Genomic DNA, 26,939 nt, shown 5'->3' with positions numbered 1-26,939 from the left:
CCTGTGCTCCCTTCATTTTATAATTTATTATATCATCCTAATGAAGTTTACACAGACTATTTTACACTCTCTACTTTTGCAGAAGTATTGCATTGAGTTTTTAGCTGTAGATATTTCCTTAGTAGAAGTTGTTTTATTTATTGCTTGTCACGAGATTGCCTCGGGAACATGCAGAAATGGTGCAACTTCTTCTAGTGGAAATTCACAGCTAAATACTCCAGCAACCTGGAACAAATGAATGACCTTCCTTTCGGTATTTACGTATATAACTTTAAGTTTACTTTAGGGATCCAGTGATTAACAATACCTTACGAAGGTGCCTTGGGATTTTTATATTTCTTTGTATAAATTTACTTCCCCATTGCCTACACGAAGTTCACCTAGTAAAGGAACTATTCTTGTAAAATGCTCACTGTTATTATGCAAATTAATTGCTTCTTCATCTTTCCATTCTTCTATAAAGGTGAATATAGAACTATCATTAATATCTTGAAACAAGCCATATGATATACAGCCTTCTTCTTTTCTACTTTTATCAACTAACTCTTTCGCAAGTCTTAGATATTTTTCTATTTGTTCATTTTTAATAACACTTTTGGCCACTATTTTTATCATATTAATCCTTCTTTCTATAATATTTATTAAAATCAGTATATCACTTAATTAAGAAATATTTTAACTTTATTAGTAATAGATGATATAGAAGAATTTAGTGCATATAAAAATTTACTATACATGTTGCAATAATAAATTTTCATTTAAAGCTCTAGTAATATGAGGGCTTGATTAAGGCCAGAATGTAGAAATTTAATTACAATAATACATATAAATTTCTTGATTTATTGTTCCAGTATATGAAATTGTATATAATTAACTATAAAATTACTAAACTAACTATAGTATAATATGTTGAAATAAGCTATCTATATAAAAATGTCTAAAAAGATTTATAAATAATTTTGATTGCAAATTATTGACCTAAAAGACTTTTGAAATTAAGAAAAGCTATTTTATTAATAGAGGAGAGGAATTTAATGAACTTAGGAGTAAGAGATCAGATTACTATTCTTATAGTTGATGATGAAAAAAGTATAGTGGACTTTATTAAAATGGGATTGGAAGCTGAAGGGTATTTAGTATATGAAGCATATGATGGGAATGAAGCAATAGAGCTAGCAAGGAAAATAAATCCTAATATAGTGATATTGGATATTATGCTGCCAGGAATGGATGGATATGAGGTATGTTCAATTATTAAGAAGTCTATAAAAACATCAGTTATTATGCTAACAGCATTAGACGAAGTTGATGATAAGGTAAAAGGATTGGATATTGGAGCAGATGATTATATGGCAAAACCTTTTAGCTTTAAAGAGCTTTTAGCACGCATTAATGCTAGGATAAGAAATAGTTTTCCGGAGCTAAGCGATATTACTAATATAGGGAATTTTAAAGTGGATGATAAAGCTCATGAAATAACTTATCTTGAAAAAGTATTAGATCTACCTCCAACGCAATACAACTTGTTGAGTTTTTTACTTATGAATAATGGAATAGCATTGAGCAAATCGCTTATACTTGAAAAAGTATGGGGATATGATTTTAATGGAGAAGATAATATTGTTGAAGTATACATAAGGTACTTAAGAGATAAAATTGGAGACAAAGATCATAATATCATTAAAACTGTCCGGGGTGTTGGATATAAGATGGTGGCACAATGAAAAAATTAAGAAACAAATTAAAAATAAAGAGTTTGAAATGGCAGTTGTTATTTAGGTTTCTTGTGATACTAATTTTATTATTAGGAATCATGGGACTTTTTCAGTATATAAGTATGAAAAATTATTTATACAAAACAAAGGTGCAAGTACTTCATGAGAGGTTTCATAATCTAGACTTTAAGAAAATGTCAAAAGAAAATATGGAGGATATAACTGAAAGTGATACTAAAGAAATTTTAAAGAATTTATGGGATAAAAATATGAGTGTAGCTCTAATAAATAAAAATGGAGAGCTGTTAGGTCAAAGAAGCAATATAGATACACCTAAAGATGATGATGACGGTGACGATGATTCAAAGGAGCCAGATGAACTAAAGAGGAAAGAGATACCAATACCTGTGCTTTATAGAGAGAAATATATAGGGATTTGCAATGAGCAAGGGAATTTAGAGCATACATATGAAGTAGTAAGAGATGAAAACAATAATTATCAAATGGTTGCATGGATAAAAGTTGGGGATTTAGATTCACCATCAGGGTTAATACAGCTGAGTACACCAATAGACGATATTACAAGTATCTTAGATAGGCAAGAGTATGTGCATATTAGTCTTTCGATTATGATTCTCATAGTGGGAACAATACTTGGAATCACTATTTTTAATCGAACATTGAAGCCGTTATATAAGATAACTGATACTGTGGAAGGAATAAGTGTAACTGATCTGCATACAAGACTAACGGAAGAAAGTGGTCAATTAGAAATTAATAGATTATCAAAATCCTTTAATATTATGCTTGAAAGAATAGAAGCATCATTTGAAAAAGAACAGCTTATCAAAGAAAAAATGAGACGATTTGTATCTGATGCATCACATGAATTACGTACACCACTAACTTCAATTCATGGTTTTGTTGAAGTATTATTAAGAGGGGCAGCAAAAAATCAGGAAAAATTAGATTTGGCTTTAAACAGCATATTGATGGAAAGTGAAAGGCTTGCAAAACTGGTAAATGACCTTCTAATGTTAACTAAATTAGATCAGAAGCCAATTGTTGAAATAAACAAGGAAAATTTAGATGATGTTATAAATGAAATAGTCCCTCAACTTCAAATACTTTCTAAAAATCGGACTTTAAACTTAGATCTGAAGAATAATATGTATGTATATATAAATAAAAATCAAATTAAACAAGTCATATTTAACATAACTCAAAATGCTGTAATTCATACTGATAAAAACAAAGGTATTATAACAATTTCTACAGATATAGAAAATTACCAAAATAAAACTTTTGCAGTTTTAAAGATTTCTGATAATGGAGCTGGCATACCTAAAGAACATTTAGATAAAATATATGATAGATTTTTCAGAAGTGATTCTCACAGAGCTAGGGAACAAGGGGGATATGGATTGGGTCTCTCTATAGTAAAATCAATAATTGATAGCAATCGTGGAAAAATTAGAGTAGAAAGTGAGCTTGGAGTTGGGACAACATTCTCAATATATTTAAAATTAGAAAATAAGGCAGATGAATTTGATATTTTTTGATTGTGCCCAAATAAGAAAAGATGTTACAAAATAGATTTATTATATTATTTTGTAACATCTTTTTTAGTATATATCGTTATTATATTGATTAAAATATCAACGCATCTTTAGTTTAAGATATCGCTAAGAAAATCTGGGTGAGTAGTCTTAAATAGTTCTCAGCAAATTCTAAGCTTTAACTAAGGATACATTAAGACTTTTTTGTTATAATTCCAACAACGATGAAATTTATATATTTTAGGTAGGTGGGGATTATTATAAGTACAGTAAGTATTTTTATATTAATGATTGTGATAATAACAGTTATTTTATTTTTTATATTTGCGACTGGTAAAATTGAAAAACATGAAGCAACTAGGAGTAGTTATGCTCTTGGAACTTTGATCAACTTAAGAGCAAATGGAAATAAAGCTAAAATGGCAATAGATAAAGCGCTAGAAAGGTTAAACCAAATTGATGATAGAATGTCAGCTTTCAAAGAAAGTAGTGATATATCAAAAATAAATTTTAATGCAGGAAATAAGGGAAAGAAAGTAAATAATGATACTTATTTTGTAGTTAAAAAAGCCATAGAATGCAGTAGAATTTTAGAAGGTACTTTTGATCCAACAATAAGACCATTAGTAAAGTTATGGAGTATAGGTACAAAAGAAGAACGAATTCCGGAAAAATCTAAAATAGAAAAGGTATTAAAACTTATAGATTATAACGATGTTATTTTTGATGACAAAAATAATTCAATAATGTTAAAACATGATAAACAAGCTCTAGATGTCGGAGGTATTGCAAAAGGATTTGCAGCTGATGAAATAAGAGATATTTTTTATCAGTATAATATTAAAAGTGCATTAATTGATTTAGGTGGAAACATTTTTGCTCTTGGAAGTAAGGAAGACGGTTCAGCTTGGAAAGTTGGAATTCAAAACCCATTTAAGCCTAGGGGAGAATTTATAGGAATATTAAGCGTAAAAAATAAATCAATAGTAACCTCAGGTAATTATGAAAGATATTTTATAAAAGATGGAAAGAAATTTCATCATATAATTGACCCTAAAACAGGATACCCATCTGAAAGCAAAATTATAAGTGCAACTATTATATCAGATAATTCAATTGACGGAGATGGCTTATCAACTGGTGTTTATATAATTGGTATTGATAAAGCTATGAAGATTATAGAAACTATAGAGGGCATTGACGCTATATTTATTACAGAAGATAAGAAAATATATAAAACATCAGGGATTGATGAAAGTATTTTTACATTAACAGATAGTGAATTTTTTTAGCTATTGTGTCTGGAGCTAAATATAGAGGCAAGGACATAATTGAGTCAATAAGAAAGCTTTAAATCAAGCAAAATAATAAGAAGAGATAATACAGATTGAAACAAACCTCGTTAAGTTGGAATACAACTTATTAGTAGGGACAAATTCAATTTGTACTATCTTTTTTTATTTAGATTCTTCGAATAATTTAGCCTTTTCCTTAATTCTAAAATGTTTTAATTGCCATTTCTCAGCGAATTCTCAGCTTAGATTAAGGGAGCATTAAGGTTCTATTGCTATAATTCACTTAATTAAAGAAATTGCAATAGCAGATAATGAAGTAAAAATAATATTTCTATTAGAAATTAATTGGAAAAATGTGATTAATGTAATTAACATAAAAATTTATTATTGCTAAATATAGAGAGTTAGAAAAGGGGAAAGAAACATGGCAAGTAAAATAAAAAAATCGCAGATTATAAGGCATATTATACAATTGATTGCATTTATTCTGTTACCAGGCCTTTATTCAATGACATTCAGTGAAGTAAAAACTGTATATCAAATGATTATCAATGGTAATTTTAACTTTTTTTCAGCATTACCAAGCTTAATAGAATTTATAGCTATTATGCTTTTGACTATACTATTAGGAAGATGGTTCTGTGGCTGGATATGTGCATTTGGTGCGTATAATGACTTAATATATTTTATATCAAAAAAAATATTCAAAATAAAATTTAGAGTAGATGAAAAAGTTGATTCTGTACTTAAGTATGTTAAGTATGTAGTATTAGTTTTTATAATAGCTATTTCATGGACTATGGGAAGCAGTATACTAGAAAGTACAAGTCCTTGGGATGCTTTTGGTCAAATCACTGATGTATCTACTGTCTTTTCAAGATTACTTATTGGATTGATATTTTTAATATTAATCACAATAGGAGCAGCATTTATTGAGAGATTTTTCTGTAGATACCTATGTCCTTTAGGTGCTATATTTTCTATTATTTCTAAGATTGGAATAGTTAAGATTAACAAACCAAAAGCTGATTGTGGTAAATGTAGAGCTTGCACAATTAATTGTTCAATGGGGTTACCACTCTATAAGGTAGATTGTGTCAAAGGTGGCGATTGTATAAATTGCTTAAAATGCACTGAAGTATGTTACAGAAATAATGCTAATGTAAATGTGCTTGGTAGAGATTTAGATGCTAAGTTAACAGGATCAGTAGCAATGGCTACATTTTTAGGTGTATATGGACTTACTAACTTCGCAGGAAATGCAGTAACTAAATCTGGAATTGCGGTTAATAGTAATACAGTTTCAAGCAATGTAAATTCACAAACTGAATCTTCACAAAAATATAAGGATGGAACATATACAGGCACTGGAGAAGGATATAGAGGCGGAACAACTAAAATGTCAGTTACTATTTCTAATGGAAAAATAACTAAAGTGGAAACAATATCTAATGAAGATACTCAAAAGTTTTATCAAAGAGCAGAAGGAACTATAACTAAGAGTATAATTTCAAAACAATCAACATCAATAGATACTGTTTCAGGAGCTACATATAGTAGTAAAGGTATTATAAGTGCTGTTAAAAGTGCATTAGAACAAGCAGCTAGTGGAGAGTCAACAAGTAGCACTTCAAATAATAATAGTACAAGTAAAACTGAAGTTGCAGCAGAAAATTCAAAGTCAAATCCAGGAACTACAAGTTCGAATGCAGTTCAAAATACTACAAGTGAATATAAAGATGGGACATACACAGGAAGTGGAACTGGTTATAGAGGAGGAACAACTAAGGTTTCTGTAACTGTATCTGATGGAAAGATATCAAGTATACAAGCTATATCTAATGAAGATACTCCAAAGTTTTATCAAAGATCAGAGGGAACTATAATTAAGAGCATAATTTCAAAACAATCAACATCAGTGGATATTGTATCTGGGGCAACTTATAGTTCGAAGGGTATCGTGAGTGCTGTAACAAATGCTTTGAATGAAGCAAAATAATAAAATATACTTATATAACACCACTAAAAAGTATCGATAACGAGGTAATAAATTATTTATTCGATACTTTTTAGTTTAGTATCTATAAGCTTACTAGTTAAATAGAAAAAAATTAAGATATTAGTTTTAAAATCAGATTGAAGTATTTTGAAATCTAACTTATACCGATTAAAATGTGATATTATATCTAGATGTGCTAGAATTTTAGATATAGTAATGAAGTATTGTTTCAATTAATGACTCAAGTTAGAGTTACTTGAGCGTAAAAGAAAATTATAGAAATCCTATACTTAGGAAAAGTTTAATTATAGAAAGATTTGTATTGCATTTAACTAAATATAAATGTATAATATATGCATAAAAAGAAAAAATATGTAAAATGGGAGCTTAAAATGAAGAAGAGATTAGAGGATTTAAAAGATATTTTAAGGGGAATATTCTTACTAGCATTATGTGCAGTATTTTTTATTGGAGTTACTCCAATGAAGTTTGCATATGCAGATGAAACTAAATTATTGGAAACTAAGAACGGAACTACTAATGTTAGGATAATTGGAGAAAATGGACCTTCAGTCGTTTTTGAAACTGGATATGCAGATGCAATTATAACAGAGGGTAAGGATATATGGAATGGTGTTCAAGACAATGTTGCAAAGTATTCAAAAACTATTTCGTATGATAGATTTGGTCTTGGAAAAAGTAGTGATATAGGAAATATGCCAAGTCTAAGTGATAAAGAAAGAGATGTAATTCTTAATGGTGGTTATATAAAATATAATAAAAATAATTTTGAAGGGCAATATAAAACTGCAAGAGATAAAGCGATAAATTTACATAATGTACTAGAAAAGGCGAATATTAAAAAACCATATGTACTAGTAGCTCATTCCATAGGAAGTTTAACAGTTATTGAATTTTCAAAACTATATAAAAATGATGTGGCAGGAATTGTAATGTTGGATGGTACTCCACCAGATATAAATAGTCAAATGTATAAGTGGTCAAAAGCTAAGGGTTCAAATTTTGCGGAAGAGAGCTTTAGTCAGCTTACTAATCAAGATGGTAATATGGATGAAGTTCTGATTAGTGGACTACAATGTCAGAAAGATCTAAAATCATTGAAGAATATACCGATTTTATATTTACAAGCTTCTGATGAGGGATTTGGAGAAGAATTCAATCAGTTATGGGAAGGATGTATTGTAAATATGCTTTCTAATTTCAAATCATCTAAAAGAATCGTTGTTCCAAATTCAACTCATTATGTTCATAAGGATAATCCAGATTTCGTAAATGATGCTATCAAGAATTTTATAGATGAAATAAGTCTTAGGTAGTTATTGTAAATGAATATGATATGAAAGTAGAAAATATTAAAACTTGACGATTAATAATTAATAGTATATCTTTAAATAGTGAAAGAAAATTTTATAATTGAATAACTAGGGGAGCTAATATTTTGGCTGAGATTGGAAAGATTGATTTCCTAGACTCTTATAACCTGATTTGGATAATACCAGCGTAGGGAAGTATATTAATATTATTTGTGTAAGTATTGATATGATTTGTGCATGATTTATTGATGTATCCCTTGTGGATACATTTTTTTTATGCAAAATAATTAACTTCTTTTAAGGTTAATCAATTTAAACGTCATTGTAAAGGTGATTTAGTAAATTTATTTCACATTAAAAAGTAAGTTTATTGATTTTATTATTAAAGGAGTGAATTTTAATGAAAGAAAAGAGTAAAGCACAGAAGATGGCGCTAAGTGGCGTGTTAATCGGTATTTCTGTTATTTTTGGAACATTTTCAATACCGATTGGAGCTGCTAAAATATCTCCAATACAACATTTCGTAAATGTAGTTGGAGCAATAACACTTGGGCCAGTATATGCTCTTATGAATGCATTTGTGACATCCCTAATAAGAAATTTTATGGGAACAGGAAGTTTATTGGCTTTTCCAGGAAGCATGGTAGGAGCATTACTTGCAGGAATTCTTTATAAAAAATTTAGAAAGCCGGGCATTGCAGTAATTGGAGAAATAATTGGAACTGGAATATTAGGAGCATTATTAGCTTATCCTATAGCTACAATGGTGTTAGGAAAACAAGTAGCAATTTTTGTATATGTTGTTCCGTTTATATCAAGTTGTAGTGTTGGAGCAATTATAGCGTACTTTTTTATAAAAGTTCCTGTCATTAAAAAAATACTAGTAGATAATGAGTTTCAAGTTAAAAGAGAGGAAACTAATAACATAGATAAGATTTAAATGAAATATTACAGGTGAAAGGATGAGTTTATGTTTAGAGCATTAACTATTGCAGGATCAGATACTTGTGGAGGAGCAGGAATTCAAGCGGATTTAAAAGCTTTCTCAGCAAATGGAGTATATGGGATGAGTGTTATCACAGCGGTAACGGCTCAAAATACTATGGGGGTTTTTGGAATTCAAGATATAAATACTGAAATGATTGAATCTCAGATAGATGTTATTTTTGAAGATATAAGAGTAGATGCTATAAAAATAGGAATGGTCTCTAAAATTGAATCTATAAAAGCTATATCAAAATCTTTGAGAAAAGTTGATAAACTACCAGTGATAGTTCTAGATCCAGTTATGATTTCTAAAAGTGGATTTAATCTGTTATCGAAGGATTCAAAAGATACTTTAGTTAAGGAATTATTTCCATTAGCAACATTAATAACTCCTAATTTGCCAGAGGCAGAAGAAATTTTAGGGATGAAAATAGAAAACTTAGATGAAATGAAGGAAGCCGCTTTGAGAATTAAAGAACTTGGTCCGAAGGCAGTTTTAGTTAAAGGAGGGCATTTAGAAGGGGAAGCAACAGACTTGTTATATGATGGAAAGAGCTTTCTTATTCTAAAGCAAGAAAGGATAAATACCACTCATACTCATGGAACAGGATGTACTTTATCTTCAACTATAGCAGCAAATTTAGCTAAGAATATGACAATAGAGGAAGCAGTTAGAAGTGGTAAAGAGTATATAACATGTGCAATCGAACATGGTTTTGAGCTTGGTAAAGGTGTAGGCCCTACTAATCATTTTTACGAGCTATATAAGAAAGCAGGAATGATTGAATAATACTATAGAACTCAAGTTAAATTTTATAACTAATAAATTAAATAATAATGGTATGAGGAGAGGGAAAGAAATGAATTATAAAACACAAATGGAAGCAGCTAAAAAAGGTATAGTTACAAAGGAAATGAAAATAGTAGCGGAAAAAGAAAGAATTTCAGAAGAAAAATTAATGAAACTTGTTTCAGAAGGTAAAGTAGCTATACCGGCTAATATCAACCATAAATCACTTAGCCCTGAAGGGATTGGTGATGGATTAAGAACAAAGATAAATGTAAACTTAGGGATATCAGGAGATTCTGTTGATTATTGCAGAGAGATGGAAAAAGTAAAAATGGCAATTAATTTTGGTGCAGAAGCAATAATGGATTTAAGTAATTACGGGAAGACTCAAGAGTTCAGAGAAAAGCTTATAGAATATTCTCCAGCTATGATAGGAACAGTTCCTATGTATGATGCAATTGGATACCTTGAAAAAGATCTTTTAGATATAAAAGCTAAAGATTTTCTTGACGTGGTGTTAGCTCATGCTAAAGCTGGGGTTGATTTTGTTACTATTCATGCAGGAATAAATAAAAGAACAGTTTCGCTATTTAAAGAAGATAAGAGAAGATTAAATATAGTATCAAGAGGTGGGTCATTACTATTTGCGTGGATGGAGATGACAGGAAATGAGAATCCATTTTATGAATACTATGATGAATTACTTGATATACTAAGAGAATATGATGTAACAATAAGTCTTGGAGATGCTATGAGACCTGGCTGTATTGATGATTCAACAGATGCTGGACAAATTACAGAACTTATAGAGTTAGGATTATTAACAAAAAGAGCTTGGGAAAAAGACGTACAAGTTATGATAGAAGGACCAGGTCATATGGCAATGAATGAGATTGCAGCTAATATGCAAATTGAAAAAAGATTATGTCATGGGGCACCTTTCTATGTACTAGGCCCTCTTGTTACAGATATTGCACCTGGGTATGATCATATAACTTCAGCCATTGGTGGTGCTATTGCAGCAACACATGGAGCTAATTTCCTTTGCTATGTAACACCAGCTGAGCATTTAAGACTTCCTGATTTATCTGATGTTAGAGAAGGAATTATTGCATCGAAAATTGCAGCTCATGCAGCAGATATTGCTAATGGACTTCCAGGGGCTAGAGATAGAGATAATGCAATGGCTGATGCTCGTCAAAAACTTGATTGGGAAGAGATGTTCAAGATTGCTATTGATGGGAAAAAGGCTAGGGAATATTTTGAAAGTGTACCACCAGAAGATATGCATAGCTGTTCTATGTGCGGGAAAATGTGTGCAGTAAGAACAACTAACAGAATTTTAAATGGCGATAAAGTGGAGCTTCTGGATTAGAAATAAGATTTACGTGAATTATAATTATCTATGTTGCAAGTGAATTTCTACAGTATTATTTCAATTTAGCATTTGTCTTATTAAAATTTTAAATGTAAGTTCATAATTGCAACATAGATATCAAGTAAAAGAAACTTGGAAAATTTTTACTTTTGAGAGGAGGTATTTTAGTGAGAATTATTAAAAGAATAAATTCTTACTAAAAGATATTTATGAGTAATGAAATATCAATTAAAATAGGAAGTTTATTAAATGAAGTTAGGAATAAGAAACCACTTGTACATAATATAACAAATTATGTTACGGTTAATGATTGTGCAAATATTTTACTTGCAATAGGTGCATCACCAATTATGGCTGATGATATAAAAGAAGCAGCGGATATTACTAAGATTTCATCTGCCCTTGTAATAAATATTGGAACATTAAATGAGCGAACTATTGAATCTATGATTGCATCTGGTAAGAAAGCAAATGAATTAAATATTCCAGTCGTTTTTGATCCAGTTGGAGCAGGAGCATCAGAATTTAGAAATTCAACAACAAAGAGATTATTAGAAGAAGTGAAAATAAGTGTTTTACGTGGAAATATGTCTGAGATTAAATTTATAAGCGGATTAGGCTCTACAACTAAGGGAGTTGATGCCTCAGAAAATGACGCAAGAACAGGAAATGATGAGGGAATAGATGTAGCTAAAAACTTAGCTAAAAAACTTCAGTGTACTGTAGCCATTACAGGTGCAACAGATATTATATCTGATGGAGAAAGAGTAGTTATACTTGAAAATGGAACTAAGATGTTATCTAATGTCACAGGAACAGGCTGCATGACAACTGCATTAATTGGAGCGTTTTGTGGGGCAGGTTCAGATTATTTTATAGGAGCAGTTTCTGGTATTATTTCCATGGGAATATCGGGTGAAATTGCTTTGGATAAAGCAGGGAAGATTGGAACAGGAAGTTTTCATATTGCAATTATAGATGCCATAAGCAATTTGACTTCTAATATCATTGAAAAGATGAATAAGATAAAGGAAATATAATAAACAATGTTTGCGTGTATATCATTGAAATGAAATACACGCATTAATGTGTGAACTTATCTAAAATATAATATGAAGGAGAGAGAAGTTTCATGAAACCTAAAATAGATTATAGTATCTACCTTGTAACAGATAGAGATTTAATGAGTACAGAAACTTTAGAAGAAGCTGTGGAAAAAGCTATAATTGGAGGATGTACATTAATTCAATTAAGAGAAAAAGATTGTTCATCACTCGACTTCTATAATACAGCTGTGAGAGTTAAAGAGATTACAGATAAACACAATATTCCATTAATAATAAATGATAGAGTGGATATTGCACTAGCAGTAGATGCGGCTGGAGTGCATGTTGGACAAAGTGATATTCCTGCAGCAATTGTAAGAAAAGTCATAGGAAATGATAAAATTCTTGGAGTTTCAACAGGGTCTGTAAATGAAGCTCTTGAAGCAGAAAAAAATGGAGCTGATTATTTAGGAGTTGGTGCGATGTATTCAACTGGTACTAAAAAAGACGCAGATTCAACTAGTATGAATGAATTAAGAAAAATTAGAGAAAATGTATCTATACCTATAGTTGTAATAGGTGGAATAAATAAGGATAGAGTTAAGGATTTCAAAGGAATAGGAATTGATGGACTTGCAATAGTTTCTGCTATTATAGCAAAGGAAGATATTACTACAGCCGCTAAAGAATTAAAAAATGAATTTATTGAAATCTAACAATTAAATATATAGTATTTTAAAGGCACTGTTTACTGGAATTTCTGGTATAGTGCTTTTATTTTATTCTTATTTATACTGAGCATAAAATATATTTTGCAGAATATTGTCATATAGTATGTTTTGACAAATTATAGTAAAAAAATTAAACTTAAGATAGCATAAAGATTATAGTAGAATAGCAAGTTTAATGGAGTTTAATGACGATTAAAGTAATACTGCAGGTAATATCCATAGAGAGCTTGAAAGTAAGGATGTGCTTTGCTACGAAAGTTGGAAAATATATCAATAGAAAGTTAGGACTATCAATTTTGATAACGTCAGTAGTATTTGTATTGGGATTAGCATATATAAAAAATCACAAGAACATAGGATCTAATGATATTGTCAGAAAAGAAAAAGAAGAATACGTGGAAAGAGAACGTGTATCGAAGAGTATAACAACAGTGGAGACAAATGATGAGAGAATTCTTACACAAATAGGTAAAAAAAAGTTAATAGTAAATAGCTATTATAATATTGATGCTGCTTCAAATAGCAAAGAGGGTGATATGAGAGGCGTTGTAAAAGAAAAGTGGAGGCATATTAAGCCTAGGAAGGAATATACAATAGGCGTTTTGCTACCTCATTTTGAAGATCAATATTGGGTCTCAGCGAATTATGGAATAATAAATTATGCAAAGGAATTAGGAGTTAAGGTAAAGTTATATGCAGTTGGAGGCTATATAGAGTTTGGAAATCAAAAAGAAGAGCTGATGGACTTAGCAGAGGATGATAAAATTGATGGGATAGTGTTTGCTACATTAGATAATACAAAATTTAATTCAGATGTAGAGAATATTGTTCATAATGATAAGCCTATTGTTGCACTAGTAAATGATATTAATGCTCCCGATATTAGCGCAAAAGCAATAGTTTCCTATTATGATATGGGATATAAAGCAGGAGAGTATGTTGTTGAAGATTCAGCAGGGAAAGATATAAAAATTGCATTTTTCCCTGGGCCAAAAGAATCAGGGTGGGCATCAGATACATTAAATGGTTTTAAAGATGCAGTTTCAAGGTTAAAGAAAAATGATCAAAAGATAGATATTAGCAATCCTTTTTATGGAGACACAAGACCTGATGTGCAGCGATTACATATAACAAGTGTTTTAGAAAATAATGACGATTATGATTATTTAGTTGGTTGTGCTCCAGCAGTAATTGAAGCTGAAAAATTTATTGCTAAACGCAAAGAGAAATTTAAAAATATAAGAATTGTATCAACATATATGACAAGTGATGTTTTTAATCTAATAAAAAAGGGAGCTGTATTAGCTTCTCCATCAGATCAAACTATCCAACAATGTAGAATAGCATTAGATATGATTATAAGAATTTTAAATGGAGAAAAGGCAGGAGTAGATTTCCCATTCCAAAGTGGTCCGTGTGTGCCTATAATTTCAAGGGATAATATTTCACAATTTAAGTATGAAGACCTATTTGGAAGTAAAGAGTATATTCCAGTATTAAATCATATGGATAAATAAGGGTTAAGTTATGAGCATAAAAAAGAAATTTAGGAATATGAAGATTAAGCGTAGATTTACAATTTCAACATTAACAGTAGTTATAATTACCATGTTAATATTTGAAATAATAAGAATAATAATATTGGTTTCAGGAATAAATAAGGATTCAATGCAAAAAGTTGAAACAATCACTAGATTAGCAGCACTTAGCTATCAAGACCCAATTTGGAATTTAAATATTGTAGGAATTAAAGAAATTAGTGATGCATTATTTGAGGATGAGGAAATTGGTTATATTCAAGTTAAAGCTAAAGGTAATGGAGAAATATACAATAAGTATAAAAAAGATGATATATATTCTGAGCAAAATTTGATTATAAAGAAAGTCAACGTTTTAAAAGATGAAATACCAATAGGTGAGGTCACTATAGGTCTTACAAGGTATTATAAATCAAAAGTTATTGAAAATTACATAATTGCGACAATCATAAGGCTTTTGGTAATGGTTTTACTTCTTTGGTTAGCAATAAGTATTGTTTCTCGTATTGTTACCAAGTCTATATATGAGCTGAGTGTAGGAACTGATGAGATATCAAATGGGAACTTGACTCACAGATTATTTATTAATTCAAGAGATGAAATAGGGGAATTGGCTATTAAATTTAATAATATGGCTCAAACTTTATATAATATGATTAAGCAGAGGAATGAAGCAATAAATGAACTCAAATATTCAGAAGAGAAATTTAATAAGGCATTTAATTATAGTGCTGATGTAATCGCTATTGTAAGGCTTAGTGATAAACTATACATTGAAATAAATCAAGCGTTTTTACGCACTTTTGGATATAAACGTGAAGAGATAATTGGTCATTACTCAGATGAGTTTAACCTGTGGGAAAATGAAGAACATCGCTTGAAGGTGATTCAAATATTAGATAGTGGAGGCATGCTGCGTAATGAAGAGATAACTTGGAACACTAAATATGGAGAAGTTAGAGTTGGATTATTTTCAACGGAAATAATTGAAATTGACTGTATAGAATGCGTAATATTTGTTTGGAATGATATTACAGAACGTAAAAAAATTAGTGAAGAGTTGAAACGCGTTAATGATGAACTAGAAGATAAAGTTAATGAAAGAACAAAACAACTTATGCAGACTTTTGCTGAGTTAGAAGAACAACATAATAAGCTCAAGTCAGCTCAGTCGAAATTGATTCAATCAGAAAAGATGGCTAGTCTTGGTACTTTAGTAGCAGGGGTAGCACATGAAATTAATAATCCTATTAATTATATATATTTAAGTTCAAAAGTTCTGGATATGGATTTATGCAATTTTAAAAAAGAACTTATTGAATTATTGGATAATGCGGATGATGATGTGTTAAATTTCTTCGAACAATATTTTAACAAATTTTCTAAATCAATAATTAATATTCTAGATGGGTCTAATCAAGTAACAACCATAGTTAACGATTTGAGATTATTCTCTAGGCTTGATGAGGCAGTTAAAAAAGAGATAGATGTTTCAGAAGCTTTGGAAACAACAATAAGGTTGGTTAAAACCAAATATACTAAACAAATTAAATTTATAAAGAAATTTCAAACTCATAGGAAGATAGAGTGCTATCCTTCACAATTAAATCAGGTATTTTTAAATATAATTGTAAATGCGTGTCATGCTATAGTTGAAAAACAAAATGACTTAGTATGTGAGAATAATGGATTAATAGGTATAAGCGTTTTTGACAATAACAAAGAAATTATAATCGAATTTTGTGATAATGGGTGTGGTATGACTAAAGATACAATATCAAGAATATTTGAACCATTTTTTACAACTAAACCAATGGGACAAGGAACAGGGTTAGGTATGTCTATATCATATGGTATTATTGAAAAACACAATGGAAGTATTGATGTGGAATCTAAGGTGGGGGAAGGATCAACTATAACTATTCATATTCCTTACTAAAAGATATTAATAATAAAATCAATAAGGCACCATAATCTAAAATTATATTTTAATTTCAGTAAGGAGAAGATAAATGAAATTTGTTATAAATAAGGACAAGCTTAGAGAACTTAATAAAATAGATAGTAAAGATAAAAAATATACAATACTATTAATTGATGATGAACTAGCAAATCTTGAGGCTTTAACAAGACTCTTAGAAGAAGAGTATGATGTAATCAAAGCAGAAAATGGGTTTGAAGCATTAAATATACTTAAAGATGAATCATGTTCTAAAAAAATCAATTTGATTATCTCAGATCAGCGCATGCCAGGAATGACAGGGGTTGAATTATTAAAGCAAACAATATCTATTGTCCCAAATGCAATTCGTATTATTTTAACTGGATTCATGGATGTGAAAGATATTATTGATTCAATTAATGAAGGGCATATTTATAAATTTCTTTTAAAGCCATTGGAGGCAGATGAGTTGTTAATTTCCGTAAAAAGGGCTTTGGAGACATATGAATTGAAAATGAAAAATATTAAGCTTATAGATGAGTTAAAGCAAACAAATAAGAAATTAAAGAAAAGTGAAGTTTACTTAAGCACTATTTTCAATTCGGTAAGTGATGCAATATTAATTCATGATTTTAATGGGATTATAGTTAACGTTAATGATACTGCTAATAGGCTATATGGATATCTACATGATGAACTAATTGGTATGAGTATAAAAGATATTATTTCAAAAAATTCACCGTACATATACGATGATATACTTAAATTGATTAATGATAGAAAGAAAAATAAGATTAATACTCCAGTAACCCTTGAAGCTATTTCAATAGATAAAAATCATAAAGAGTTTTGGGTTGAGAGTAATAGTCGTGCAATAATATTTAATGAGCAGAAGGCCATTATTGCAACTGTAAGAGACATAACTGAAAGAAAAAATACTGAATTAAAATCAAAAGAAGAGGCTTTGGAATTAGAAAAATTAAGAACTGAATTTTTTGCTAATATTTCTCACGAATTGAGAACACCACTTAATATAATACTAGGTGTAATACAAATTCTAAGAAGAGATCTTTTAGATAAAGAAAAACCGATCGACAAAGGAAAGATAATTAATAATATAGACATTGAAAGACAAAATTGTTTTAGATTACTTCGTTTAATAAATAATTTAATTGATTCAACTAAATTAGATGCAGGACATTTTGAGATTGATATGATTAATTGTAACATTGTCAGTGTCGTAGAAGAAATCACTCTGTCAGTAGCTGGTTATATAAGCAATAACAATATAAACCTTATATTTGATACCGATGTTGAAGAAAAAATTATTGCTTGTGATCCTGATAAAATTGAAAGGATTATGTTAAACCTACTGTCTAATTGCATAAAGTTCACAGATGATGATGGAAGCATATTTGTAAATATATTTGATGGAGAAGAATATATAACCTTGTCTGTAGAAGATACAGGTATAGGAATTCCAGAAGAAAAAGTTGAAATTATTTTTGATAGATTTAGACAAGTAGATAAATCTTTTACAAGAAATTATGAAGGAAGCGGAATTGGATTATCTCTCGTAAAGTCCTTAGTAGAGATGCATGATGGCACGATATCAGTGGAAAGTAAATATGGGGTAGGAACTAAATTTACGATTAAACTTCCAGTAAAGGTATTAAATAAAAGTAAAGAAAGAGTTAATATAATTAATACTTGTGTAGAAAAAATAAATATTGAATTTTCAGATATATATAAACAACATTTGTAGAGGAATAAGTAAAAAAGTACGAGATTATACTTAGAATTTGCAAATATATAGTCAATTAACGAAAAAGCAATATATTATATGTTTTTATGAAAATATATAAGAATTTGTGTATAATATATATGGCGAAATACATTAGTATAACGATGTTAAAGGTATTATTAATTGTTTGTTATACAAAAAAGGTGTATAATGTTCTGATTTGGACGAAATATATCTAGGGAGGGATTTTTACATGGAAATATTAGAATTGAAAAAAAATTTATACTGGACAGGAGTATTAGATGCCAATTTAAGGGTATTTGATATTATCATGGAAACAGAGTTTGGAACTTCTTATAATTCTTATTTACTTAAAACAAGTGAAAAAACAGTATTATTTGAAACTGCAAAGGCTAAGTTTTTAGATGGATATTTAAAGGCGTTAAATAAGCTAGTTGATATTAAGGATATTGACTATATTGTAGTAAACCATACTGAGCCAGATCATGCAGGAAGTATAGAAAAACTTATTGAAATGAATCCTAATATTAAGATTATTGGAAGCCAAGTTGCTATAGGATTCTTGAAGAATATTGTTAACAGAGAATTTAATGGAATAATAGTTAAAGAAAATGAGACTTTAAGCTTGGGTGACAAAACTTTACGTTTTATGTCAGTACCAAATTTACATTGGCCTGATACAATGTATACTTATATTGAAGAAGATAAGACTTTAGTTACTTGTGATTCATTTGGTTCTCATTATAGTTTTGAAGGAATTCTACTAAGTAAGGTTACAGATAATGAGGGATATTTAAGAGCTCTTAAATATTATTTCGATTGTATTATTGGACCTTTTAAGAATCCGTTCATGATTAAAGCATTAGATAGGATTAAAGATTTAGAAATTGATATGATTTGTACAGGACATGGTCCAGTTCTTGACTGTAGAATAGATGAAATTATGGAATATTATAAGAAGTGGTCTAATGTTTCAAATCCAAATCCTAGAAAGACAGTAATCATACCATATGTAAGTGCGTATGGGTATACAAAAGAATTAGCAGAAAAGATTGCAGAAGGAATTAAGGCTAGTGGAGATATAGATGTTAGAGTTTATGATATGGTAGAGGCAGATAAAGACAAAGTTCTTGAAGAACTAGAATTTGCAGATGGTATTTTATTTGGTTCACCAACAATAGTTGGTGAGGCTCTAAAGCCAATATGGGATTTAACTACTTCAATCTTTGCAAGAACTCATGGTAATAAACTAGCAAGTGCTTTTGGAAGTTATGGATGGAGTGGGGAAGCTGTTCCTCATATTATAGAAAGACTAAAGCAACTTAGAATGAAGGTTGTTGATGAAGGATTCCGTGTTAAATTCAAACCAAGTGAGAGTGAGTTAAGTGATGCTTATGATTATGGTTATAATTTTGGATTCCTGCTTTTAAATAAAGAAAATCTAAATAAAAATTAATATGTAATTGTTATTTTATTAGGACTTATTGTAATAAGTCCTAATTTTAGTTATCATATTTTAAAAATGACAAGTTAAAGAATGGGTTTTGACTTTGTTTAGAAAAGAGTACTAAGGCAAAGGTATGAGTAATTATGATTCTTAGAAAAGGAGATTAAAGAATGAGTATAGGATATGCGTGTTTAACAATAGGAGTTCCAGATACTAATTTAAAAAGCTGTACTTCGAAGAGTTTAACTGAAGAAAAGCTATTGGAAATAATATCGTATAATTTGAAATCTCTTAAAAATATAATTGAATATAATATAAAGAATAATATAAAGCTTTTTAGGATTAGTTCAGACTTAATACCATTCGGATCCAGTCATTTGAACCAATTATCATGGTGGAATATATTTTCCCAAGAATTTGGGGAAATAGGTAGAAAGATTATGGATAATGATATAAGGGTATCGATGCATCCAGGGCAATATACAGTGCTTAATTCTCCTAGTGATGATGTTGTAAAGAGAGCAATTGAAGATTTAAATTATCATGTTAAAGTTTTGGATAACTTTGGAGTTGGAGAAAATCATAAAATTATATTGCATATTGGTGGAGTTTATAATGATAAAGAGCAGGCGATAAAAAGATTCGCAGATAATTATAAACGTTTGAATGATCAGGTGAAAGAAAGACTTGTTATTGAAAATGATGATAAATCGTACAATATAAATGATGTTCTTAAAATAGGAAATGGACTAAATATTCCAGTTGTTTTTGATAATCTTCATAATGAGATAAATTGTTATGATAGAGAAAAAAGCGATTCATATTGGATAAGTGAGTGCAATAAAACATGGAAAGAGAAAGATGGAAGGCAGAAAATACATTATTCTCAGCAAGACCCATTAAAAAAGGCAGGCTCTCATTCAAATACAATAAAAATTAATAAGTTTATAGAGTTCTATGAAAGTGTAAAAGGGAAAGATATAGATATAATGCTTGAAGTTAAGGATAAAAATTTTTCAGCTGTAAAGTGTATAAATTCTATAGCTGAAAATACTAAAATAAAAAAACTTGAGGAAGAATGGGGAAGATATAAATACAAGGTTTTAGAGAATTCTCCTTCAAATTACTTAGAAATAAGGAAGCTACTTAAAGATAAAACTCAGTATCCAGCGGTTAAGTTTTATAATTATATTGAAGATGCCATGGAAGAGGAAATAACAATTGGAAATTCAATAAATACTGCATTACATGTATGGGGATATTTTAAGAATTTAGCAGATGATAAAGAGAAAATGGGCTTTTTAAAAAGTATTGAAGATTATAAAAATGGAAAAGTTTCAATAAAATTAATAAAAAATAAATTGTTTAAGATGGCTGTAAAATATAATGAATCATACCTTTTAAACTCGTATTATTTCCTATAAAATAGATTTATTAATTGTGAATTATAATAATTTTCTAGTATTTGATACAGTTTTACTATAAAAAAAGGTATAATATTTTCATATAGATGAAAGTTATAGGGAGGAATTTTATATGGAAATATTAGAATTAAAAAAGAATTTTTATTGGACAGGAGTTTTAGATCCTGGTTTAAAAGTATTTGATATAGTTATGGAGACAGAGTTTGGAACATCTTATAATTCCTACTTACTTAAAACAGGGGAAAAGACTGTATTATTTGAAACTGCCAAAGCTAAATTTTGGGATGGGTATTTAAGTGCATTAAATAAATTAGTTGATATTAATGATATTGATTATATTGTAGTAAACCATACAGAACCTGATCATGCTGGGAGTATAGAAAAGCTTATTGAAATCAATCCTAATATTAAAATAGTTGGTACACAAGTTGCTATAGGATTTCTAAAGAATATTGTAAATCGTGATTTTTATAGCATAACAGTAAAAGAAAATGATACTTTAGAACTGGGAGATAAAACATTACGTTTCATGTTCTTACCTAATTTACATTGGCCAGATACAATGTATACATATATTGAAGAGGATAAAACCCTTATAACTTGTGATTCGTTTGGATCTCACTATAGTTTTGATGAAATATTATTGAGTAAGGTTAAAGATAATGAGGGTTACTTAAGAGCTACTAAATATTATTTTGATTGTATCATTGGGCCTTTTAAGACGCCATACATGGTTAAGGCATTAGATAGAATTAAAGATCTAGATATTGATATGATATGTACTGGGCATGGTCCAGTTATAGATTGTAGGATTGATGAAATCATGGAACTTTATAAAGAATGGTGTACTGTAGTTAATCCAAATCCAAGAAAAACAGTAATTATACCTTATGTTAGTGCGTATGGATATACTAAAGAGTTAGCTGGTAAAATATCAGAAGGTATTAAAGATAGCGGAGATATAGATGTAAGATCGTACGATTTAGTAGAAGATGATAAGGAAAAAGTAATTGAAGAATTAGGATTCGCTGATGGAATTTTATTTGGAACACCTACTATAGTTGGTGAGGCTTTAGAGCCAATTTGGGATTTAACTATAAAGATGTTTGCTAGAACACACGGAGGAAAACTTGCTAGTGCCTTTGGAAGTTATGGATGGAGTGGTGAAGGAGTTCCACACATTATAGAAAGATTAAAACAACTTAGGATGAAGGTTGTGGATGATGGATTTAGAATTAAATTTAAGCCTAGTGATAGTGAATTAAGTGAGGCTTATGATTATGGATATAATTTTGGATGTATACTTCAAAATAAAGAGAATCCAAAGAAAAAATCGGCTAAAAGAACATTAGTAAAATGTTTAGTGTGTGGAGAAATATTTGATTCAAGTCTTGAAATATGTCCAGTTTGTGGTGTAGGAAAAGAAAATTTCGTACCAGTTGAAATAGATGATAGCAATTATAAAAATAATACAAATGAAATTTATCTAATTCTTGGAAATGGAGCGGCAGGTATAAGCGCTGCAACGTCTATAAGAGAAAGAAATGAAACTTGCTCTATAGTATTAGTTTCTAATGAAAATGTGCTAGGTTATAATCGTCCAATGCTTACAAAGTCAATGATAGCTAAATTTAATTCGAAACAAATTGCAGTTCATGATGAAGCTTGGTATAAAGAAAATAATATTACAAATGTTCTTGACAGAGAGTTAATTGAAATAAATGCTAAAGATAAAGAGGCTGTGTTTAAAGATGGAATTAAATTAAAGTATGATAAATGTATATATGCTTTAGGAGCTGAATGCTTTGTTCCACCAATTTCAGGGAAAGATAAGAAAGAAGTTATAGCAATTCGTAGAATTTCTGATACAGATAAAATTACAGAATTATTGCCAAATGTAAGGAATGCAGTTGTAATAGGTGGAGGAGTTCTCGGTCTTGAAGCTGCATGGGAATTAACAAAAGCAAAATGTAAAATTACAGTATTAGAGCTTGCTGATAAATTAATGGGACGTCAATTAGATTATGAAGGCGGAAGATTCCTTGAAGAAATAATTAAAGATAAAGGAATTGATGTGAGATTAGGCGTGAAAATTGATGAAATAGAGGGCGAAGATTCAGTTACCGGAGTTAGAATTAATGGAGGAGAAGTTATTGCAGCTGATTTAGTTGTTATATCTTGTGGTATTGTACCTAATTCTAAAATAGCTCAGAAATCAGGAATTGATGTTAATAGAGCAATAATAGTAAATGAAAAAATGGAGACTAATGTTTCTGATATTTATGCATGTGGAGATTGTGCAGAATATAATGGAGTAAACTATGGAATATGGCCACAAGCTCTAGAAATGGGAAAAGTAGCAGGTGCTAATGCAGCAGGAGATTCATTAACTTATGAAACAGTAGATGCAGCATTAACATTTAATGGAGCTAATACTTCACTGTATGCAATTGGTGACAACGGTAAGAACCCAGAAATTCAATATAAAACAGTTGAATTTAAAGATCCAGTTAAGAAGACATATACAAAATATTATTTTGCAAACAATCGTTTATGTGGAGCTATTTTAATTGGAGATACTAGCAACTTGGCTAAAGTAACTCAAGATGTGAAGGAAAGTAGATTATTTAAAGATATGTTTAAATAGAAATTTAAGATAACTTAAATTTGGAGATAACGAAATTAATTTGAATTTGGTTATTCTATTCTAAGGCTGCTGGCAAAATGTCGGCAGCTTTTAATTTTTGAATTATTGTTATAATGCACAATATATTAAATAAATTAAATAAGTAAAACAGGTAGAATAGTTAAGATTATATTATTAAAAGGCAGACTCTCAGAGTTTAATAATATTAAATTTATGAATAAAGACTAGATACAGTGGCAGTTTTGCTTAAAAAGGCATAGATCTTTAAAAGCTGTGTTTAGTATCAGAATTCAACTAATAAAGTAGAATATAAGATTTAAATTAAGAGTTTATTGTTCAAATACACAAAAAAAAATGTCAAGTAAACAATATCAAGAGCTTAATAAATATATTATTATGTATATGTTAGTAAACGTTAACTCGCTTACACGGTATAATAAAATATAAATTTGTATAATTATTAAATTTGAGGAGGAAATATAATGGCAGTTATTCATTGGAGTGGAGCGATTATTGGATTAGTAATCGCTATAATACTAATTTTAAGGAAAGTGAATCCTGTATATGCGCTTTTTGGAGGAGCTGTTATAGGCGGACTTATTGGTGGAGCCAGTTTAGCTAATACAGCACAGGCTATCATTGAAGGTACGAATAGCGTAATGGGAGCAGTTGTTCGTGTAATAGCAGCAGGAGTGCTTGCAGGTGTTCTAATTGAATCTGGAGCGGCAGAGAAAATTGCTGAAACTATAGTAGAAAAACTTGGAGAGAAAAAGGTTCTTTTAGCAATTGCACTATCAAGTATGATAATCACAGCGGTTGGAGTTTTCATACCGGTTACAGTTATTATAGTTGCACCTATAGCACTTCCAGTCGCTAAAAAAGTTGGAATCACTAAGTCATCTATACTTTTAGCTATGATAGGAGGAGGTAAGGCTGGAAATATAATTTCTCCAAATCCCAATACAATTGCGGTAGCTAAAGGATTTAATGTTGAATTAGCACAAGTTATGATAGGAGCATTTATACCAGCTATAATTGGGCTTATAGTTACATATTTTGTTGCGACATTAATTAGTAAAAAAGGAGAAATGATTAAAGAGTCAGAAATACCAGTTAGAGTAGATAATAAGGTAAAGCCAAGCTTTGGGAAGGCTATGGTAGCACCAATAGTTGCTGTAATATTATTAGCACTTAATCCTATAGCGAATATGTTGCATTTAAAATTCTTAGCAGCTATTCAAATAGATGCAATGTATATATTGCCTATAGCAGGATTAGTTGGATTGTTTGCAATGGGACAACGTAGTAAGATACTTGAGTATACAACATCAGGATTAAATAGAATGACACCAACTGTAATGATATTAATTGGTGCTGGAGCAATAGCTGGGATTATTTCTAAATCAAATTTAAGTGATGCAGTAGTATATTGCATTCAACAAACAGGTATTTCAGGAGTATTTTTAGCACCTATATCAGGTATATTGATGGCAGCAGCTACGGCTTCAACATCTACAGGTGCAATTGTAGCAACAGGAACGTTTGCGAAAGCAATACTAGCTGTTGGTGTCGCACCTTTAAGTGCAGCAATTATGATCAACACAGGAGCTGTAGTTATCGATCATCTACCTCATGGTAACTTCTTCCACGCATCAGCAGATGCAGTAAAAATGAATATAAAGGAACGTATGAAATTAATGCCATATGAATCTATAGTTGGAGGATCTATGGTCATCGTATCAATAATAATATACGGTTTTATAAAATAATAAGATAAGTATAAGTAAAATTTATTCAATTTAATAATCTCACAAAATATAAAAATTTAGTTAGGAGCGTTGAAAATGAAAAAAGATTTAGTTATTGTATTAGCACCTGATTCTTTTAAAGAGAGCATGACAGCAAAAGAAGCTTGCGGGGCAATGGAAAGAGGAATAAAAAAAGCAAACGGTAGTATAAAATGCTTACATGTGCCTATGGCTGATGGTGGAGAAGGAACTATGCAGTCATTAGTAGATGCTACTAATGGAGAAATATATTCATTAAAGGTAATTGGGCCCCTTGGTAATGAAGTAGAAGCGCAGTATGGTATTTTGGGAGATAAAGAAATAGGAATATTGGAAATGGCTAGTGCAAGTGGAATACATTTAGTACCACCAGATCAGAGGAATCCTTTACTAACTACAACTTATGGTACTGGACAACTTATAAAGGCATGTTTAGATAGAGGTGTAAAAAAACTGTTAATAGGTATTGGTGGAAGTGCTACTAATGATGGGGGAGCAGGAGTTATACAGGCACTTGGAGGAAAACTATTAGATGATAAAGGCAATGAATTAGCTCTTGGTGGTGGAGAATTAGGAAAACTAAATAGTTTAGATTTAAAGAATTTTGACCCAAGATTAAAAGACGTTGTAATTGAGGTAGCCTGTGATGTTAATAATCCTCTTTGTGGTGAAAAAGGAGCTTCAAATGTATTTGGACCACAAAAGGGAGCAACACAGGAAATGATAGAAATATTAGATAATAATTTAAAACATTACGCAGACGTAATAAAAAAAGAATTGGGAAAAGATGTTTTAAATGAACCAGGAGCCGGAGCAGCTGGAGGACTTGGAGCTGGACTTATGGCATTTCTAAATGGAACTCTAAAAAAAGGTATTGAAATGGTGATAGAATATGCTTCATTAGAAGAAAAAGTGAAAGAAGCAGACATGGTATGGACTGGAGAAGGAAGCATAGATTTTCAAACTCAATACGGTAAAACACCTTTAGGTGTTGCTACAATTGCTAAAAAACATAATAAGCCGGTAATTGCATTAGCGGGAAGAGTTGGTGAAGATATAGAAGTTCTATATGAAAGTGGAATAGATTCAATATTTGGAATAACTAAGGGGGCAACTCCGTTAGAAGAAGCTTTGGTAAAAGGTCAGGAGAATATTGAAAAGACTGCTGAAAATATAGTTAGGCTTATGAATCTACTGTGATTAATCCAATATAAGTATAATATTAAAAGTGCGTTTTATTTTAAGACGCACTTTTAATTTATATATTATGATAATGTAGATATTGCTTTTGCTTTATAATCTAATTATTATATATACTTAGCTTTGTTTTAGTGTTAAAAAGTATAATAATAGGTATTGTATATAGATAACACAATCATAAACTATGCTTAAACCATGAGTATCTTACAACTAGAACATAAGTATATTATTAATTTCGGTGAGCTATACGCATAAGTATAGATTATAGTTGGGTTATCTTTGTATAGATATCCAAACTTAGAAATACACTTATGCATAGCATAGCTATTTTTACACAAACTAGTACTAGTTAATT

20 protein-coding genes and 1 riboswitch are annotated in these 26,939 nt (G+C 30.0%); of the genes, 19 read left to right on the top strand and 1 reads right to left on the bottom strand.

The genetic code is table 11. The features are described from left to right. Window positions 1-238: hypothetical protein (locus L1S46_RS25180; protein ID WP_238901297.1), on the top strand; the 238-nt coding region annotated here is incomplete at its 5' end. Window positions 239-330: 92 nt separating this feature from the next. Here the strand turns inward: L1S46_RS25180 and L1S46_RS25175 are convergent. Next, window positions 331-615 carry a putative quinol monooxygenase gene (locus tag L1S46_RS25175; RefSeq protein WP_012060653.1) on the bottom strand — a complete coding sequence of 95 codons (285 nt, stop codon included), beginning with the start codon at window positions 613-615 and terminating at the stop codon, window positions 331-333. A gap of 419 nt (window positions 616-1,034) precedes the next feature. Here L1S46_RS25175 and L1S46_RS25170 point away from each other — a divergent pair, with 419 nt between their 5' ends. The 18 genes from L1S46_RS25170 to L1S46_RS25085 all read left to right on the top strand — a co-directional run bounded on the left by L1S46_RS25170 (window position 1,035) and on the right by L1S46_RS25085 (window position 26,584). Next, window positions 1,035-1,724, top strand: a complete 690-nt coding sequence (locus L1S46_RS25170; RefSeq protein WP_077829099.1) for a response regulator transcription factor — start codon at window positions 1,035-1,037, stop codon at window positions 1,722-1,724. Next, window positions 1,721-3,277, top strand: coding sequence for a HAMP domain-containing sensor histidine kinase (locus L1S46_RS25165; RefSeq protein WP_238901296.1), 1,557 nt, complete (start codon window positions 1,721-1,723; stop codon window positions 3,275-3,277). Before L1S46_RS25170 ends, L1S46_RS25165 begins: the two co-directional genes overlap by 4 nt. A gap of 284 nt (window positions 3,278-3,561) precedes the next feature. After that, complete coding sequence (locus L1S46_RS25160; RefSeq protein ID WP_238901295.1) at window positions 3,562-4,566, top strand: FAD:protein FMN transferase; 1,005 nt, start codon at window positions 3,562-3,564, stop codon at window positions 4,564-4,566. Window positions 4,567-4,993: 427 nt separating this feature from the next. Continuing rightward, complete coding sequence (locus L1S46_RS25155; protein ID WP_238901294.1) at window positions 4,994-6,568, top strand: FMN-binding protein; 1,575 nt, start codon at window positions 4,994-4,996, stop codon at window positions 6,566-6,568. Window positions 6,569-6,960: 392 nt separating this feature from the next. Further along, on the top strand, window positions 6,961-7,905 hold the full coding sequence (locus L1S46_RS25150) for an alpha/beta fold hydrolase (protein ID WP_238901293.1): 945 nt from the start codon (window positions 6,961-6,963) through the stop codon (window positions 7,903-7,905). 97 nt (window positions 7,906-8,002) lie between these two features. Further along, window positions 8,003-8,113, top strand: a riboswitch (TPP riboswitch). A gap of 189 nt (window positions 8,114-8,302) precedes the next feature. Further along, complete coding sequence (thiW, locus tag L1S46_RS25145; RefSeq protein WP_171779475.1) at window positions 8,303-8,842, top strand: energy coupling factor transporter S component ThiW; 540 nt, start codon at window positions 8,303-8,305, stop codon at window positions 8,840-8,842. 30 nt (window positions 8,843-8,872) lie between these two features. After that, the gene (gene thiD / locus L1S46_RS25140) at window positions 8,873-9,679 is read left to right on the top strand and encodes a bifunctional hydroxymethylpyrimidine kinase/phosphomethylpyrimidine kinase (RefSeq protein ID WP_238901292.1); all 807 of its coding nucleotides are present in this window, start codon (window positions 8,873-8,875) and stop codon (window positions 9,677-9,679) included. A 70-nt stretch (window positions 9,680-9,749) separates the two neighbouring features. After that, window positions 9,750-11,054: a phosphomethylpyrimidine synthase ThiC gene (gene thiC / locus L1S46_RS25135; protein WP_238901291.1), complete on the top strand. Its 1,305-nt coding sequence runs from the start codon at window positions 9,750-9,752 to the stop codon at window positions 11,052-11,054. A gap of 212 nt (window positions 11,055-11,266) precedes the next feature. Beyond that, window positions 11,267-12,097, top strand: coding sequence for a hydroxyethylthiazole kinase (gene thiM / locus L1S46_RS25130; RefSeq protein ID WP_012060644.1), 831 nt, complete (start codon window positions 11,267-11,269; stop codon window positions 12,095-12,097). Window positions 12,098-12,189: 92 nt separating this feature from the next. Continuing rightward, on the top strand, window positions 12,190-12,819 hold the full coding sequence (gene thiE, locus L1S46_RS25125) for a thiamine phosphate synthase (protein WP_077829095.1): 630 nt from the start codon (window positions 12,190-12,192) through the stop codon (window positions 12,817-12,819). A gap of 200 nt (window positions 12,820-13,019) precedes the next feature. Then, window positions 13,020-14,351 carry a TMAO reductase system periplasmic protein TorT gene (gene torT / locus L1S46_RS25120; RefSeq protein ID WP_238901290.1) on the top strand — a complete coding sequence of 444 codons (1,332 nt, stop codon included), beginning with the start codon at window positions 13,020-13,022 and terminating at the stop codon, window positions 14,349-14,351. Window positions 14,352-14,388: 37 nt separating this feature from the next. Beyond that, window positions 14,389-16,311, top strand: a complete 1,923-nt coding sequence (locus tag L1S46_RS25115) for an ATP-binding protein (RefSeq protein WP_238901289.1) — start codon at window positions 14,389-14,391, stop codon at window positions 16,309-16,311. Window positions 16,312-16,384: 73 nt separating this feature from the next. Next, on the top strand, window positions 16,385-18,079 hold the full coding sequence (locus tag L1S46_RS25110; RefSeq protein WP_238901288.1) for an ATP-binding protein: 1,695 nt from the start codon (window positions 16,385-16,387) through the stop codon (window positions 18,077-18,079). Between the two features lie 232 nt (window positions 18,080-18,311). Continuing rightward, complete coding sequence (locus L1S46_RS25105) at window positions 18,312-19,535, top strand: FprA family A-type flavoprotein (RefSeq protein WP_012060639.1); 1,224 nt, start codon at window positions 18,312-18,314, stop codon at window positions 19,533-19,535. A 161-nt stretch (window positions 19,536-19,696) separates the two neighbouring features. Then, the gene (uvsE, locus tag L1S46_RS25100) at window positions 19,697-20,950 is read left to right on the top strand and encodes a UV DNA damage repair endonuclease UvsE (protein WP_238901287.1); all 1,254 of its coding nucleotides are present in this window, start codon (window positions 19,697-19,699) and stop codon (window positions 20,948-20,950) included. Between the two features lie 112 nt (window positions 20,951-21,062). Next, the gene (locus L1S46_RS25095; protein ID WP_238901286.1) at window positions 21,063-23,597 is read left to right on the top strand and encodes an FAD-dependent oxidoreductase; all 2,535 of its coding nucleotides are present in this window, start codon (window positions 21,063-21,065) and stop codon (window positions 23,595-23,597) included. Between the two features lie 482 nt (window positions 23,598-24,079). After that, window positions 24,080-25,366 (top strand): GntP family permease, encoded by a 1,287-nt coding sequence (locus L1S46_RS25090; protein WP_077829088.1) that lies wholly within the window; start codon window positions 24,080-24,082, stop codon window positions 25,364-25,366. A 75-nt stretch (window positions 25,367-25,441) separates the two neighbouring features. Continuing rightward, window positions 25,442-26,584, top strand: a complete 1,143-nt coding sequence (locus L1S46_RS25085; protein ID WP_238901285.1) for a glycerate kinase — start codon at window positions 25,442-25,444, stop codon at window positions 26,582-26,584. Window positions 26,585-26,939: the final 355 nt, after the last annotated feature.

This window comes from Clostridium sp. YIM B02500 (genome assembly GCF_022324665.1).
Taxonomy (GTDB): Bacteria; Bacillota; Clostridia; order Clostridiales; family Clostridiaceae; genus Clostridium; species Clostridium beijerinckii.
This window is presented reverse-complemented; position numbering and strand designations above follow the sequence as displayed.

What these genes read in the sequence shown, in the direction of transcription:
- L1S46_RS25085 (WP_238901285.1), top strand. Translation starts at nt 25,442, where the DNA reads ATGAAAAAAGATTTAGTTATTGTATTAGCACCTGATTCTTTTAAAGAG.
- L1S46_RS25115 (WP_238901289.1), top strand. Translation starts at nt 14,389, where the DNA reads ATGAAGATTAAGCGTAGATTTACAATTTCAACATTAACAGTAGTTATA.
- L1S46_RS25110 (WP_238901288.1), top strand. Translation starts at nt 16,385, where the DNA reads ATGAAATTTGTTATAAATAAGGACAAGCTTAGAGAACTTAATAAAATA.
- L1S46_RS25105 (WP_012060639.1), top strand. Translation starts at nt 18,312, where the DNA reads ATGGAAATATTAGAATTGAAAAAAAATTTATACTGGACAGGAGTATTA.
- L1S46_RS25155 (WP_238901294.1), top strand. Translation starts at nt 4,994, where the DNA reads ATGGCAAGTAAAATAAAAAAATCGCAGATTATAAGGCATATTATACAA.
- torT (WP_238901290.1), top strand. Translation starts at nt 13,020, where the DNA reads ATGACGATTAAAGTAATACTGCAGGTAATATCCATAGAGAGCTTGAAA.
- thiW (WP_171779475.1), top strand. Translation starts at nt 8,303, where the DNA reads ATGAAAGAAAAGAGTAAAGCACAGAAGATGGCGCTAAGTGGCGTGTTA.
- L1S46_RS25150 (WP_238901293.1), top strand. Translation starts at nt 6,961, where the DNA reads ATGAAGAAGAGATTAGAGGATTTAAAAGATATTTTAAGGGGAATATTC.
- thiC (WP_238901291.1), top strand. Translation starts at nt 9,750, where the DNA reads ATGAATTATAAAACACAAATGGAAGCAGCTAAAAAAGGTATAGTTACA.
- thiE (WP_077829095.1), top strand. Translation starts at nt 12,190, where the DNA reads ATGAAACCTAAAATAGATTATAGTATCTACCTTGTAACAGATAGAGAT.
- L1S46_RS25170 (WP_077829099.1), top strand. Translation starts at nt 1,035, where the DNA reads ATGAACTTAGGAGTAAGAGATCAGATTACTATTCTTATAGTTGATGAT.
- L1S46_RS25175 (WP_012060653.1), bottom strand. Translation starts at nt 615, where the DNA reads ATGATAAAAATAGTGGCCAAAAGTGTTATTAAAAATGAACAAATAGAA.
- thiM (WP_012060644.1), top strand. Translation starts at nt 11,267, where the DNA reads ATGAGTAATGAAATATCAATTAAAATAGGAAGTTTATTAAATGAAGTT.
- L1S46_RS25095 (WP_238901286.1), top strand. Translation starts at nt 21,063, where the DNA reads ATGGAAATATTAGAATTAAAAAAGAATTTTTATTGGACAGGAGTTTTA.
- uvsE (WP_238901287.1), top strand. Translation starts at nt 19,697, where the DNA reads ATGAGTATAGGATATGCGTGTTTAACAATAGGAGTTCCAGATACTAAT.
- L1S46_RS25090 (WP_077829088.1), top strand. Translation starts at nt 24,080, where the DNA reads ATGGCAGTTATTCATTGGAGTGGAGCGATTATTGGATTAGTAATCGCT.
- L1S46_RS25160 (WP_238901295.1), top strand. Translation starts at nt 3,562, where the DNA reads ATGATTGTGATAATAACAGTTATTTTATTTTTTATATTTGCGACTGGT.
- L1S46_RS25165 (WP_238901296.1), top strand. Translation starts at nt 1,721, where the DNA reads ATGAAAAAATTAAGAAACAAATTAAAAATAAAGAGTTTGAAATGGCAG.
- thiD (WP_238901292.1), top strand. Translation starts at nt 8,873, where the DNA reads ATGTTTAGAGCATTAACTATTGCAGGATCAGATACTTGTGGAGGAGCA.